We start from the raw sequence: 13,703 nt of genomic DNA, 5'->3' as shown, positions 1-13,703 counted from the left end.
ATCCGTCATTAATCGATAAACTTTTCAGACTGAATGATCAAATCAATGTCCCAATGCCTAAATTGCGCTTGCTCATCATGCAGATCTGCAACCAGTAATGGCCATTGTTTCGCATCGCCAGAAACACTTAGCTGCCATTGTTGCTCATTCAGCACGTGCAATTCAATGGCAGGAAGCATCTGATCACTACGGCTATGGTTGAGTAAAACCGCAAGTCGTAACAATAGACATAAGTACACTAAACGAATACTTGCACTCTTTAAAACGTCTACTTTTGTTTCATTTTTAATTTTACGACGATGATGCCCAACAAGGTGCGATAAATAGTTTTGATCAATTTGTGAGAAACCAGGAATGTCTGAGTGTTCTAGTAAATATGCACCATGACGGTGATAGCCCCCATGACTAATCGCAAGTCCAATCTCATGCAAATAGGCCGCACGGCGCAGTAAGTCACTGTCTTCATTGGTTAAATTAAGCTTTTCTGCTACATCATCAAACAACTTTTGTGCAGTTTTAACCACGCGCTCTGCTTGTTTTAGATCTGCGCCATATCGCCCAACCAATGCTTGTACACTACGGTCACGAATATCCTCATGTTTAAAACGCCCTAATAGGTCGTACATCACTCCTTCACGCAATGCACCATCAGAATAGGTTAAGCGATCAATTTGCATCGTTTCAAAAATAGCGTACAAAATTGCCAACCCAGCTGGCAAAACTGCTCGTCTATCTTCTTTTAAACCCGAAAAATCCAATTCAGAAATGTGTTTATACTTTAAAATTTTGTCTTTAAGTTTTTCTAAACCCTCACGCGTTACAGACTCTTGCTCATCACTCAAACCCATTCCAATCAATAGTTGACGACATGCCTTGATTGTACCGCTTGAACCTACAACGGTTTCCCAACCTTTTTCCTTATAACGCGTTGCAATTGCAGAAAGCTCTTTTGTTGCTGCCACAACTGCTTTATTGAATGCTTTTACCGTAATATCACCATCAGCAAAATAAGCCTTGGTAAATGCGACACAGCCCATTTGTAATGATTCAGTGTAAATCGGCTCAAACTCTTCACCAATAATAAACTCAGTAGAACCACCACCAATATCAACAACTAAGCGTTTGCCGCCATTTGCCATCGTATGCGAAACGCCTAAATAAATCAGACGTGCTTCTTCACGTCCTGCAATAATTTCAATGGGCTTAGGTAAAATTTCTGCGGCTTTTTCAATAAACTCTTGACCATTTTTTGCCTGACGCAGTGCATTTGTTGCAACAATACGCAAACGTGTTGGTTGTACAGAACTTAAACGTCCAACAAAACGTGCTAAACAACTTAATCCTCGTTGTTGTGCGGCTTCCGTTAAATTTTTATTTTCGTCTAATCCTGCACCTAATTGTACTTTTTCCGACATTGATACGACTTTTTTCACTTCCCCATGATCCACACGAGCAATGGCTAAGTGAAAACTATTTGACCCCATGTCAATTGCTGCTAGCAATTCTTCATCAATCAGAAAGTCAGACATTGTGCATAAAACTCAAAAAGATGTGTTTGCTAGAGTAGCCAAAAATTGAAAAAGTGTAAATTGATAGAAACGATTAAAAATATCAGCAAAGCCCATTAGACAAATGACTACAAAATTCTAAAATACAAACAGCGCTTGAAAATGGCATGATTATCCCTAATATACAAAGAAACAACATTGGAGCAAAACACATGTCAAACCTTGTGAATACAACAGATAACGATTTCAACACAGACGTACTAGAGTCTGAAACGCCTGTACTCGTTGATTTTTGGGCAGGTTGGTGCGGACCATGTAAAGCAATTGCTCCTGTATTAGAAGATTTATCTCGTGAATACGAAGGTAAAGTAAAAATTGTTAAAGTAGATGTAACAAACTGCGAGCAAACAGCTGTTAACTATAATATTCGTAATATTCCAGCACTTTTACTCTTCAAAAATGGTGAAGTAGTTGCACAACAAGTGGGTGCTGTACCCCGCTCTAAACTTGTTTCATTTATTGATGAAAACATTTAAGCTTAAGTGATAAAAAAATACGCCATTTTTATGGCGTATTTTTGTTTTAAAATTGACAATTTAGTATTAGTCACTTATATTTCTGTCTGAGAAAGCAAACCTTCGCTTTCTTATAAACACAACACATAAAATCGCCATTCGGCAACAGAATTCTTCTCTTCGAAACAATTCACCTGCAAAGGTTATGCTACGGCTGATTTTTACCTCTTTAGTACTCCCGATGTTTTTATCAACACATTGAATCACCTATGAATTTAACTGAACTCAAGAAAAAACCGATTGGCGAACTCATTAAAATTGCAGAGTTCATGGGCCTCGAGGGGATGGCACGTAACCGCAAACAAGACATTATTTTTGCTATTTTAAAGCGCCATGCAATGAACGGCGAAGAAATTTTTGGTGATGGCGTATTAGAAATTTTGTCTGATGGTTTCGGCTTCTTACGCTCGGCTGCTGGCTCTTATTTAGCAGGTCCAGACGATATCTACGTAAGCCCTTCTCAAATTCGTCGTTTTAACTTACGTACAGGCGACACCATTACAGGGACAATCCGTCCACCTAAAGAAGGTGAACGCTACTTTGCACTTTTAAAAGTTAACCAAATTAACTACGATACCCCAGAAAACTTACGTAATAAAATCTTGTTTGAAAACTTAACGCCACTTTTCCCAACAGAACAGTTGGTGATGGAGTTAGGTAACGGTACAACAGAAGATTTAACATCACGTGTAGTCGATTTAATTGCTCCAATTGGTAAGGGGCAACGCTCTATTATTGTTGCACCGCCAAAAGCGGGTAAAACAATGTTACTTCAGAACATTGCACAATCTATTGTACGCAACAATCCTGAAGTATTTTTAATTGTACTTCTAATTGATGAGCGCCCTGAAGAAGTGACCGAAATGGAACGTAGTGTGCGTGGTGAAGTAATTGCCTCTACATTTGACGAATCCCCTGCTCGTCACGTTCAAGTTGCTGAAATGGTGATTGAAAAAGCAAAACGTCTTGTCGAACATAAAAAAGACGTTGTCATTTTACTCGATTCAATCACACGTCTTGCGCGTGCTTACAATACGGTTATTCCTTCATCTGGTAAAGTTTTAACAGGTGGTCTTGATGCACATGCCTTAGAACGTCCTAAACGCTTCTTCGGTGCTGCACGTAATATTGAAGAAGGTGGCTCACTTACCATTATTTCTACTGCCTTAATTGAAACAGGCAGTAAAATGGATGAAGTGATTTACGAAGAATTTAAAGGAACAGGTAACCAAGAAGTTACACTTGACCGTCGTATTGCAGAAAAACGTGTTTTCCCTGCGATGAACCTGAAAAAATCAGGTACACGCCGTGAAGAACGTTTAATGTCGGAAGAAAACTTACGTAAAGTTTGGATTCTACGCAAATTATTACATCCAATGGATGAATTAAATGCAATGGAATTCTTACTTGATCGCATGAAAGAAACCAAAACTAATGATGACTTCTTTGAACAAATGAAGCGTAAACAGTAAGCTATTGACCGAAGTTCTTATAAATTAGGGACTTCGGACATTAATTTTTACATAATTTCACAAATTAAAGTTAATATATTTTTTAATATTTTGAATATTTTTTCCTAACTATCTAAAAAACCCCGATTTTTAAGAGACTTAATCGATAATTAAACCAATATAACTCGCCTTTTAATTGTTATTTTCTGTTAAAAATTATGCAAAAACTGGTCATTTTTTCATTTTTTTTCAATATGCCTAGTAGTATTTCTATAGGCTCAGTGATAGCATACTCGCAGGCCAGTTGATTTGCTCCATGCGTTGTTACCTATCGGACGTGTAGGGATAATTAGAGCAAAAACAAATCAGCTTAGGTTTTTTTTATCTCTACTATATTATGAGAGTGATGCCATGTTATTCAAAAAAATTGCTACTGTAGCAGCTATCGCTACAACTTTAGCTTTCGTTGGTTGTGCAAAAAAGCAAGAAGCTGCTCCTGCTGCGTCTGAAGCAACTGCTGCTGCGTCTGAAGCAACTGCTGCTGCGTCTGAAGCTGCTGCTACTGCATCTGAAGCAACTGTTGCTGCATCTGAAGCAACTGCTGCTGCTGCGTCTCAAGTAGATGCTGCTCCTGTTGCTTCTCAAGCTGCTCACTAATTCGGTTTTACCGTATTAGAGAAAAAAGAGAGCATCTGCTCTCTTTTTTTACATTTAAAAAAAGCCCTCAATTGAGGGCTTTTTATTAATCTTGCTCGCTACCTACGCGCTGTCTAAACTTTTGACCTGCACGAAACGTAACAACACGGCGTGCAGAAATTGGAATTTCCTCACCAGTCTTTGGATTACGCCCAGGACGCTGACGTTTGTCACGCAGTTCAAAATTGCCAAAACCCGAAAGTTTTACATGTTCACCTGAAATTAATGCTTCACTAATCTCATCAAAAAATAATTCAACCATTTGTTTAGCTTCACGGCGGTTTAGGTTCGTAAGCTCGCTTAAATGGTCTGCCATTTCTGCTTTTGTTAATGCTGTCATGACGCCCTCAATGTTGCTTCATAAGTGTTTTGTAACACTTCAATAATCTTATCCATGCCTGATTTAATTTCAGCGTCCTCTAAGGTACGTGATGGATGCTGCCACAATAAAGCAAATGCCAACGAACGTTTATTTTCTTCAACACCTTTGCCTGTATAAACATCAAACAACCATGTTGAATCTAATAAGTCCCCACCCGTTTTCTTAATTAATTGCTGAATTTCTTTTACACTTATCTTATCATCAATTAAAAGTGCAATATCACGTCTAACTGATGGAAAACGTGATAATTCTGTAAAATTAGATACATAAGATTGCAAAACTGCATCTTGATCAAGTTCTGATACCCACGTTATTCCTAAATCTAGGCTATCTTCTAGCGATGGATGTAAACGACCGAGATAACCAATCGACTGCCCATCTACCAAAATTTCGGCAGATTGTCCTGGATGTAGCCATTCACGTTCAGAACGAACATATTCTACGTTAATGCGACCTGCTGCTAAAATTTCTTCTACTTCACCCTTAAAGTCAAAGAAATCCATCTCTTGAGCTTTACCATGCCATTGTTCTGGCACACGAGAACCCACAGCAATCAGTGCAAGCGTTGGTGTTTGTTTAAGTTCATCAATAGTTTGTGCGTTTTGATAATCAAAACGTAAACCTAGCTCAAAGAAACGTACACGATTTTGCTGACGGTTTAAGTTATATTGCACACATGGAATTAAACTCGATAGCAATGTACTACGCATTGCTGCCAATTCACTTGAAATTGGATTTGCCAACATCAGCGGTTTAACGTTTGGATTAAGCTGTTTTTCTAATTTTGCATCGGCAAAACTAAAACTAATCGCTTCTTGATAACCCAAAGTTGCTACTGTTTGACGTAACTGTGCAAGTTCAAAACCATCTTGGTATTTAGCAAGTTGGATATCCATAACAGGTAAACGTGTTTGGATATTGTCATACCCATGGATACGTGCAATTTCTTCAATAAGATCTTGGTAAATAACCATATCATAACGATGAGATGGTGGAACAACATGCCACTGTGCATCTAAAACTGTTACTTCACACCCTAAACGCTTCAATGCATCGGTAATAAAATCGCCCGCAACTTCATAACCTAAAAGTTCATTTACTTGTGTTTGTTTCAGCGTAATCGCTTCACGCTTTGGTAATAACTCAGTTTTCTCTACAACCGTAATTTCACCAAATTCACCACCTGCAATCTCTTGAATCAATGCAGAAGCACGATTCATCGCTATCATTGGTAGTTCAAAGTCTACACCACGCTCAAAACGTTGTGATGAATCTGTATGTAAACCTAAACGGCGTGCACGTCCTGCAATAGCAAGTGGTGCAAAAAACGCACTTTCCAAGAAAATATCTTGTGTGCTATCTGTTACACTCGATTCTAAGCCACCCATAATACCTGCAATTGCCAATGCTTTTTGAGCATCTGCAATCACCATCGTATCTTCGCTAAGCTCAACATCTTGCTCGTTTAAAAGCTGTAATTTTTCTTTTGCAGTTGCTTGACGTACCGTAATATCACCCGACACTTTTGCAAGATCAAATGCATGCATCGGTTGACCAAGTTCTAAAAGTACATAATTGGTCACATCAACTAAAAAGCTATGTACACGCGTACCAGAACGTGTCAGTGCATTGGCCATCCATTCAGGCGTTTGTGCTTTTACATTTACATTTTTAATCACACGCCCTAAATAACGTGGCGCACCATCAGTGGCAAGTGTGACTTTTTTGTGATCGGTAATTGTTGCAGGTACTGTTTTAATTTCAGGAGCTGTTACAGCAATTTGGTTAATCACACCCACTTCACGGGCAATACCACGAATACTAAAACAATCACCACGGTTTGGCGTAATTGAAATATCAATCACTTGATCATCAAGATTTAGATATTCACGAATATTTGTACCAATCGGTGCATCAACAGGTAGTTCTAATAACCCATCAATTTTATCTTCTAAATCAATTTCAGATGCACCACAAAGCATACCGTGTGAAGCAACACCACGCAGTTTACCTTTTTTAATTTTAAAATCGCCCGGCAAAACTGCACCAACGGTGGCAACAGGTACGCGCATGCCTATACGGACATTTGGCGCGCCACACACAATTTGTAATGGCTCATCTGTACCAATATTTACGGTTGTTACACGTAAACGATCTGCATCAGGATGTTGCTCTACGGTGAGTACTTCACCCACTACAACACCTGTAAATGGTTTTGCTACAGGTGCAAGCTCATCAACCTCTAAACCTAACATGGTTAGTTGATCGGCTAATGTTTCACTATCAACCGCAGGATTTACCCACGTACGTAACCAACTTTCGCTAATTTTCATTACACTAAAACCTTTTTTAAAACTTAAGCAAATTGACGTAAGAAACGCACATCGTTTTGATAGAACATACGCAAATCATTAATGCCATAACGCAACATTGCAAAACGCTCTACCCCTAAACCAAAAGCAAAGCCTTTGTATTTATCAGGGTCAATCCCTGCTGCACGCAATACATTTGGATGCACCATGCCACAACCTAATACTTCTAACCATTTGCCACGCTCATCCATAATATCCACTTCAGCACTTGGCTCTGTAAATGGAAAATAAGATGGACGGAAACGTACTTTTAAGTCTTTTTCAAAAAATTCATTCAGTAAATTTACAAGTAAGCCTTTTAATTCTGCAAAACTTGTATTTTCTGCAACATATAACCCTTCAATTTGATGGAACATCGGTGAATGCGTTTGATCTGAGTCACAGCGGTATACACGCCCAGGACATACAATACGAATAGGCGGTTGTGAAGTTTCCATGGTACGAATTTGCACGCCCGATGTATGTGTACGCAACAAATGCGATGCATCAAAATAGAATGTATCGTGCATTGCACGTGCAGGGTGATGCCCCGGAATGTTTAAAGCTTCAAAATTATGGTAGTCATCTTCTACTTCAGGACCTGTTGCAACAGTAAATCCTGCTTTGGTAAAAAATTGACAAATACGATCTTGTACTTGCGTTACAGGGTGAATACTCCCCATCTGCTGACCACGACCCGGTAAGGTAATATCGATGGTTTCGCTTGCAAGTTTTGCATCAAGTGCTTGTTGTTGTAATTCGGCTTGGCGTTCAGTTAACGCTTTATTAATTGATTCACGCACTGCATGAATTTTTGCCCCTTCAACTTTACGTTGTTCAGGATCCATTTTACCCAAAGCTTTTGATTGCTCTGCAAGCTGACTTTTTTTACCTGTAAACTGCACTCGAACTTGGTCAAGTGTTGCCAGATCTTGGGCTGCACCAATGGCAGCAAGTGCTTCAGTGGTCAAGGCTTCCAGTGACATAATTACTCTCAAAGCATCTAAATACGTTGTATTCTAACAGCTTTTAAATACTTTGATGTAAATTTTGGCGTACTTACATTAAAGCAAAACCAAGTAAATTAAGCCCTTGCCAATGTTAAGGTTGCTCTGTATAAATCCAAGCCAATTCCCCTTGAAGCTTCTACAAGAACACGAATTTTTATCTCTTCAAGCAAAATGTTGACTAAATTTTGCATCAACCACTATTTAAAAATGATGTGCTTGCCCTACGTTTTCACCATAGTTTTTTATACTTGATTAGGGTGGCTCACACAATTTTACTTTTTATGTCTGTATATAACTATATCCATCAACTTTAAATATTAAAAAAATCATTTTTATTTACAGCTTCGGTATATTTCTCAAAAAACTTATGTCTTTAATCAAAATCCTGTTTAATATTAAAATCAAAAAAATTTAGAGCGTATAATCTTGTTTTTTTGGGCAATGTAAAAGATCTTCAGTATTTAAATAATATGTCTTTTTTACCTAGTTTTTAACTGTGTACTAAACCAAAAGCGATGGTAAATGGGATACCTTTAAAATTAAGTTTTATTTTTTCGTGTACTGTCAAAGTCAATGGTTTTTCTCTTAAAAATTCAAAAGAAATCTGTTTATCATTTAAAGTTCGACAATTTCTCAAATAATCTGTTTGATATATACGCCCAATCCAAAATGAATCTATCACTTTTTTTTGGATGAATATCAATTAGTTTCTTCCAATGAACAATCATATGTAATAAAAAAATTTGAGTCGTTATAATGAGGTGCTCACTCCAAAATTCTCCCTATCGATTGATCTTTATAATACAGCTACGACGTCGTACAACTTCGCTCTTCAACTCTAAAATCATTATTTTTTCTATAAAAAAAGACCACTAAACAGTGGTCTTTTTTGAATCTCTAAGCTTATGCAGCTAAAGCAGTTTTAGCTTTTTCAGCTAAAGCAGCAAAAGCAACTGCATCATGCATAGCGATGTCAGCTAATACGCGACGGTCAACGATCACTTGCGCTTTTTTCAAGCCAGAGATCATACGGCTGTAAGATAAACCGTTTTGACGAGCACCAGCGTTGATACGTGCAATCCATAAAGAACGGAATTGACGTTTCTTGTTACGACGGTCACGGTACGCATATTGACCAGCTTTGATTACCGCTTGGAACGCTACACGGTAAACGCGCGAACGAGCACCATAGTAACCTTTAGCACGATCAAGAATTTTTTTGTGACGACGATGCGCCACTACACCACGTTTTACACGAGCCATTTAATATCTCCTTAGATGTATGGGCACATACGACGAACTGAAGCAACGTCACTTACGTGAACCATTACACAGCCGCGTAATTGACGAATACGCTTAGAAGACATTTTGGTTAAAATGTGACGTTTGAACGCTTGTTTGCGTTTGAAACCGTTTGCAGTCGCCTTAAAACGTTTAGCTGCACCACGGCGAGTTTTCATCTTAACTGCCATAACAACCTCTTTAAAACACCTGTTTGGAGTATTTACACCATGTAAATATCCTGCAGGTAAGGAAGGCAGTATTTTATAGGAAGTTTAGCTAAAAAAAAAGCAATATTTTTGGTTACTAAACTTGCTTGTATGGCAGATAATTTTGCAGTAAATTGACTAAAAATAAAACAAAAAAGAAGGTCTTATGATTACACTCAATAGTCCCATTATGGTGGTTACAGACCTAGATGGCTCCTTACTTGACCATTTTGATTATACTTGGCAGCCTGCTCAATTATGGTTAGATCGCCTGCAACAGCATAATATCCCCATTGTATTTTGTACCAGCAAAACAGCCACCGAAGTCTTTAAATTACAAAAAAATATGAAAATTACTGCCCCTTTTATTGCCGAAAATGGTGCAGTTATTTACTTATCACCTCAACAAAAACATATTCTTGGACAAGTTAAAGACCTAGGCACGACAGTGCAACATATCAAACATGCGTATCATTTTAATTTCACTACGTTTTCTGAAATGACAAATGAACAACTAATTAAATGTACAAACTTAAATAAAGACCAAGCAGATGATGCCAAACAACGTGATGCTTCAGAACCTTTACTGTGGCAAGACACAGCACAAAATTTAAAACTTTTTGCCTCAATTTTAAAACGTCAGCATTTAAAACTCATTCAAGGAGGTCGTTTTTGGCATGTCGTGTCCGAACAAAGCGGAAAAGACAAAGCTTTAGCTTGGTTACTTAGACAATATCCACAACACACTCAAACCATTGGTTTAGGTGATGCACCAAACGATAAAAGTTTTTTAGAAAAAACTGATTACAGCGTGGTGATCAAAACTTACGCACCAACCGAATTACGCTTAAACAAAGAAGCCTACTACACACAACATTATGGTCCTCAAGGTTGGAGTGAGGGGCTACAACACTTTATACAATTATAAGGAATAATCATGTCAGATTTTTACCAAAATGGTGTTGTGGCAAATTTCCATAACCTAACTAAACGGCGTACCGAAGATTTAGAAGAAGAACTACTTGCCTTTTCTCAACGCAGAAAGATGGGGCTTATCTTACCTTCGTTATTTTCTGAGCTAGAACGCCCTGCTCTGACTAAAATTGTAGATGAGCTAACACAAGTACCTTATCTAGAAGAGATTGTAATTGGGTTAGATCGCGCAACAAAAGATCAATTTTTGTATGCACAAGAGTTCTTTTCTCGTTTACCACAACGTCACCGTATTTTATGGAACGATGGTCCGCGTTTGACTGCGATAGATCAAAAATTAAAAGCACATGGACTCTCACCTACGCAATTAGGTAAAGGACGAAATGTTTGGTTTTGCACAGGTTACACGCTTGCCTCAGACCGTACTGACTGTGTGGCACTACATGACTGCGACATTGTCACTTACGAACGGAGTATGCTTGCACGATTGTTATACCCTGTGGCTAATCCTACTTTTCAATATATATTTTCCAAAGGTTATTATTCACGCATTGCAGATCAAAAACTAAATGGACGTGTGTGCCGCTTATTGGTCTCTCCGCTTCTCAAAGCACTTAAAACTGTATACGGCGACAGTGAATTTTTAGAATACCTGTCTAGTTTTCGCTATGCATTATCAGGTGAGTTTGCAATGCGAACGCGTGTGCTCAACAGCGTTAAACTGCCAAGCGATTGGGGTTTAGAAATTGGCGTACTGTCTGAGGTCTATCGCAATTACAGCCCTAAACGCAGTTGCCAAGTTGATATTTCAGATAACTACGACCACAAACACCAGTCTCTTACCACTGCCGATGGTATGGGCGGTTTAAAGCGTATGAGTTGCGATATTATCGAGTCTTTATTACGCAAATTAGCCACCATGGGCGTGAATATTACCCATGACTCGTTTAGGGTTTTAAAAGCAACGTATTACCGTAATGCGCTTGATCTTGTAGATATTTACCGACACGATGCTGAAATGAACGGTTTAAAGTTTGATCAGCACAGCGAAGAAGTTGCTGTAGAACTATTTGCACAGTGTATTATAGAAGCAGGACAAGCATTTATGGCAAAACCAAACGAACAGCCGTTTATCCCAAGTTGGAGCCGTGTTGAATCTGCTTTTCCCCAAATTTTCCAAGAACTTTATGATGCTGTAGAAGAAGACAATCTCTAAAATGCAAATTCAACCCTTAACTGCTCAACTTGATATTCAGCGCCTTGATCTTGTACATCCATATATTTCGGGCAATAAATTTTATAAGCTCAAATATAATTTGATTGAGGCACAAGCACAGCAGTTTAAGGGTGTACTTACATTTGGCGGTGCTTATTCTAATCATATCGCTGCCACTGCTTATGCAGCACATCATTACGGTTTAAACAGCATTGGTATTATTCGTGGCGATGAATTAAAAGATGCACCACTTAATCCAACGCTTGCCAATGCCACACGTTTAGGCATGCAACTTATCTTTGTATCTCGGCAAACTTACAAGCAACGCCACGAACCTAATTTTTTAGAACAACTTCAACAGCAATATCCACAATATTATTTAATCCCTGAAGGCGGCACAAACGCACTTGCGATACAAGGTTGCAAAGAAATTTTACCTTACGAGTGTAATTACGATTATATCTGCTGTGCTGTGGGAACAGGCGGAACCATCACAGGGCTAATTGAGTCAACCGATGCCCATATCATTGGGTTTTCTGCACTTAAAGGGATAGCGTTTAACCTTAATACGCAAAAAAAAAATTGGCATATTACAGATAATTATGCCTGTGGTGGCTATGCTAAAATGACACCAGAACTACGCGAATTTATACAAAAATTTGAACAACAATACGATGTTTTACTTGATCCTGTTTATACTGCCAAAATGATGTACGGGATTGATGACTTATTTAAAAAAGGCTATTTCCAACCCAATGACCGTGTACTTGCCATTCATACAGGTGGCTTACAAGGACGTCATTCTCTTATATAATGCACCGCTTTTACGAGTTGCAAGCATATGTTTGATGTTATTGTTTTAGGTGCAGGCGCGTCTGGTTTAATGCTTGCAGCACAGGCAGCAAAGCGAGGTCGCTCGGTTTTGGTATTAGAAAAAGCCAATAAAGTGGGTAAGAAGATTTTAATGTCTGGTGGTGGAAAATGTAATTTCACTAATTTAGATGTCGAACACCATCATTACCTTTGCCATAACCCCCATTTTGTAAAGTCCGCTTTATCACGCTATACGCAATGGGATTTTATTGGACTAGTATGCGAACATGGTATTGAGTATGAAGAGCGTAAGCATGGTCAATTGTTTACCATAAATGGTTCAAAAGATATTTTAAATATGCTCCTCAAAGAATGTGAGCAACCTAATATTACAATTAAAACGCAAGCCGAAGTCAAAGCAGTTAAACAAATGCCTCAAGGTTTTGAAATTACCACTCAACAAGAAACCTTAACTTGTACTTCTTTTGTAGTCGCAAGTGGTGGCTTGTCTATCCCTACATTGGGTGGCTCAGGCATTGGCTACGATATTGCAAAGCAGTTTGGACATCATATTTTTCCAACACGTGCAGGGCTTGTGCCATTTACTTTTTCAGATCAGTTTAAAGAAATCACCACACGTTTAAGTGGTAATGCACTCAACGTTACTCTGAGTAATCAACATACAGCGTTCAACGAAGCCATGCTATTTACACATCGTGGTTTAAGTGGTCCAAGTGCCTTACAGCTTTCTAATTATTGGCAAGCAGGTACCGCTATCAATATTAATTTTTTTCCAAGTACGGACATTAATCTTGTACTTAAACAAAAAAAAGTACAGCAACCCAAAGTATTACTCAGAACTATTGTTAATGAGATGACCACCAAAGCTATTACAGTTGAACTACAAAACTTAATTTGGCAAAGCGAAGCAGAAACACCAATTGGGCAATTAAGTGACCAAAGAATTGAACAGATTGCTACTCAATTACATGAATTTAGTATTAAACCATCAGGTACAGAAGGCTACCGTACAGCAGAAGTCACATTAGGTGGTGTAGATACCAAAGAAGTTTCTTCAAAAACAATGGAAAGTACGCGTGTAAAAGGCTTATTTTTTATCGGAGAAGTATTAGATGTAACGGGGCATTTGGGAGGATATAACTTTCAATGGGCGTGGGCTTCGGCAGTCGCAGCTGCCGAATACGTTTAGTCTTTTTGTTCTGCTTGTTCGCGTTTTGCTTTTTTTGCAGTACAGCACTTTTTACAGGCTTTTACTGC

Annotated in this window: 13 protein-coding genes; 7 read left to right on the top strand and 6 right to left on the bottom strand. The window is 38.5% G+C overall.

The annotated features are described in order from the left end of the window. Positions 1–8: 8 nt before the first annotated feature. Positions 9–1,529, bottom strand: a complete 1,521-nt coding sequence (gene ppx / locus PCI70_RS08700; protein ID WP_269914944.1) for an exopolyphosphatase — start codon at positions 1,527–1,529, stop codon at positions 9–11. Between the two features lie 191 nt (positions 1,530–1,720). Between ppx and trxA the strand changes: the two genes are divergently transcribed. The 3 genes from trxA (at position 1,721) to PCI70_RS08685 (ending at position 4,191) form a co-directional block, all read left to right on the top strand. Further along, positions 1,721–2,044: a thioredoxin gene (trxA, locus tag PCI70_RS08695; protein ID WP_269914943.1), complete on the top strand. Its 324-nt coding sequence runs from the start codon at positions 1,721–1,723 to the stop codon at positions 2,042–2,044. Positions 2,045–2,292: 248 nt separating this feature from the next. Further along, positions 2,293–3,555 (top strand): transcription termination factor Rho, encoded by a 1,263-nt coding sequence (rho, locus tag PCI70_RS08690; protein WP_269914942.1) that lies wholly within the window; start codon positions 2,293–2,295, stop codon positions 3,553–3,555. Between the two features lie 390 nt (positions 3,556–3,945). Beyond that, positions 3,946–4,191, top strand: coding sequence for a hypothetical protein (locus PCI70_RS08685; RefSeq protein ID WP_269914941.1), 246 nt, complete (start codon positions 3,946–3,948; stop codon positions 4,189–4,191). A gap of 85 nt (positions 4,192–4,276) precedes the next feature. On the opposite strand, the gene PCI70_RS08680 is transcribed toward PCI70_RS08685, so the two are convergent. The 5 genes from PCI70_RS08680 to rpmI form a co-directional block, all read right to left on the bottom strand. Further along, the gene (locus PCI70_RS08680) at positions 4,277–4,570 is read right to left on the bottom strand and encodes an integration host factor subunit alpha (protein ID WP_269914940.1); all 294 of its coding nucleotides are present in this window, start codon (positions 4,568–4,570) and stop codon (positions 4,277–4,279) included. Then, entirely contained in the window at positions 4,567–6,945 is a 2,379-nt protein-coding gene (pheT, locus tag PCI70_RS08675; protein ID WP_269914939.1) for a phenylalanine--tRNA ligase subunit beta, read from the bottom strand. Before pheT ends, PCI70_RS08680 begins: the two co-directional genes overlap by 4 nt. A 23-nt stretch (positions 6,946–6,968) precedes the next feature. Further along, the gene (gene pheS, locus PCI70_RS08670) at positions 6,969–7,949 is read right to left on the bottom strand and encodes a phenylalanine--tRNA ligase subunit alpha (RefSeq protein WP_269914938.1); all 981 of its coding nucleotides are present in this window, start codon (positions 7,947–7,949) and stop codon (positions 6,969–6,971) included. Between the two features lie 927 nt (positions 7,950–8,876). After that, positions 8,877–9,236 (bottom strand): 50S ribosomal protein L20, encoded by a 360-nt coding sequence (gene rplT / locus PCI70_RS08665; protein WP_269914937.1) that lies wholly within the window; start codon positions 9,234–9,236, stop codon positions 8,877–8,879. 11 nt (positions 9,237–9,247) lie between these two features. After that, positions 9,248–9,445, bottom strand: a complete 198-nt coding sequence (gene rpmI, locus PCI70_RS08660; RefSeq protein WP_269914936.1) for a 50S ribosomal protein L35 — start codon at positions 9,443–9,445, stop codon at positions 9,248–9,250. A 184-nt stretch (positions 9,446–9,629) separates the two neighbouring features. Here rpmI and PCI70_RS08655 point away from each other — a divergent pair, with 184 nt between their 5' ends. From PCI70_RS08655 to PCI70_RS08640, 4 genes are read left to right on the top strand one after another with little or no spacing between them, the layout of a single operon-like run. Next, on the top strand, positions 9,630–10,391 hold the full coding sequence (locus tag PCI70_RS08655) for an HAD-IIB family hydrolase (RefSeq protein ID WP_269914935.1): 762 nt from the start codon (positions 9,630–9,632) through the stop codon (positions 10,389–10,391). A gap of 9 nt (positions 10,392–10,400) precedes the next feature. Further along, positions 10,401–11,612: a glycosyl transferase gene (locus PCI70_RS08650; RefSeq protein ID WP_269914934.1), complete on the top strand. Its 1,212-nt coding sequence runs from the start codon at positions 10,401–10,403 to the stop codon at positions 11,610–11,612. Position 11,613: 1 nt separating this feature from the next. After that, positions 11,614–12,426 (top strand): 1-aminocyclopropane-1-carboxylate deaminase/D-cysteine desulfhydrase, encoded by an 813-nt coding sequence (locus tag PCI70_RS08645; protein ID WP_269914933.1) that lies wholly within the window; start codon positions 11,614–11,616, stop codon positions 12,424–12,426. Positions 12,427–12,453: 27 nt separating this feature from the next. Beyond that, positions 12,454–13,635, top strand: coding sequence for an NAD(P)/FAD-dependent oxidoreductase (locus PCI70_RS08640; RefSeq protein WP_269914932.1), 1,182 nt, complete (start codon positions 12,454–12,456; stop codon positions 13,633–13,635). The last annotated feature ends 68 nt before the right edge of the window (positions 13,636–13,703 follow it).

Source organism: Acinetobacter sp. HY1485 (assembly GCF_027568475.1).
GTDB lineage: Bacteria > Pseudomonadota > Gammaproteobacteria > Pseudomonadales > Moraxellaceae > Acinetobacter.
The sequence above is the reverse complement of the archived record's forward strand: the minus strand, read 5'-3'. Positions and strand labels throughout refer to the sequence as shown.

What these genes read in the sequence shown, in the direction of transcription:
- ppx (WP_269914944.1), bottom strand. Translation starts at nt 1,529, where the DNA reads ATGTCTGACTTTCTGATTGATGAAGAATTGCTAGCAGCAATTGACATG.
- trxA (WP_269914943.1), top strand. Translation starts at nt 1,721, where the DNA reads ATGTCAAACCTTGTGAATACAACAGATAACGATTTCAACACAGACGTA.
- rho (WP_269914942.1), top strand. Translation starts at nt 2,293, where the DNA reads ATGAATTTAACTGAACTCAAGAAAAAACCGATTGGCGAACTCATTAAA.
- PCI70_RS08685 (WP_269914941.1), top strand. Translation starts at nt 3,946, where the DNA reads ATGTTATTCAAAAAAATTGCTACTGTAGCAGCTATCGCTACAACTTTA.
- PCI70_RS08680 (WP_269914940.1), bottom strand. Translation starts at nt 4,570, where the DNA reads ATGACAGCATTAACAAAAGCAGAAATGGCAGACCATTTAAGCGAGCTT.
- pheT (WP_269914939.1), bottom strand. Translation starts at nt 6,945, where the DNA reads ATGAAAATTAGCGAAAGTTGGTTACGTACGTGGGTAAATCCTGCGGTT.
- pheS (WP_269914938.1), bottom strand. Translation starts at nt 7,949, where the DNA reads ATGTCACTGGAAGCCTTGACCACTGAAGCACTTGCTGCCATTGGTGCA.
- rplT (WP_269914937.1), bottom strand. Translation starts at nt 9,236, where the DNA reads ATGGCTCGTGTAAAACGTGGTGTAGTGGCGCATCGTCGTCACAAAAAA.
- rpmI (WP_269914936.1), bottom strand. Translation starts at nt 9,445, where the DNA reads ATGGCAGTTAAGATGAAAACTCGCCGTGGTGCAGCTAAACGTTTTAAG.
- PCI70_RS08655 (WP_269914935.1), top strand. Translation starts at nt 9,630, where the DNA reads ATGATTACACTCAATAGTCCCATTATGGTGGTTACAGACCTAGATGGC.
- PCI70_RS08650 (WP_269914934.1), top strand. Translation starts at nt 10,401, where the DNA reads ATGTCAGATTTTTACCAAAATGGTGTTGTGGCAAATTTCCATAACCTA.
- PCI70_RS08645 (WP_269914933.1), top strand. Translation starts at nt 11,614, where the DNA reads ATGCAAATTCAACCCTTAACTGCTCAACTTGATATTCAGCGCCTTGAT.
- PCI70_RS08640 (WP_269914932.1), top strand. Translation starts at nt 12,454, where the DNA reads ATGTTTGATGTTATTGTTTTAGGTGCAGGCGCGTCTGGTTTAATGCTT.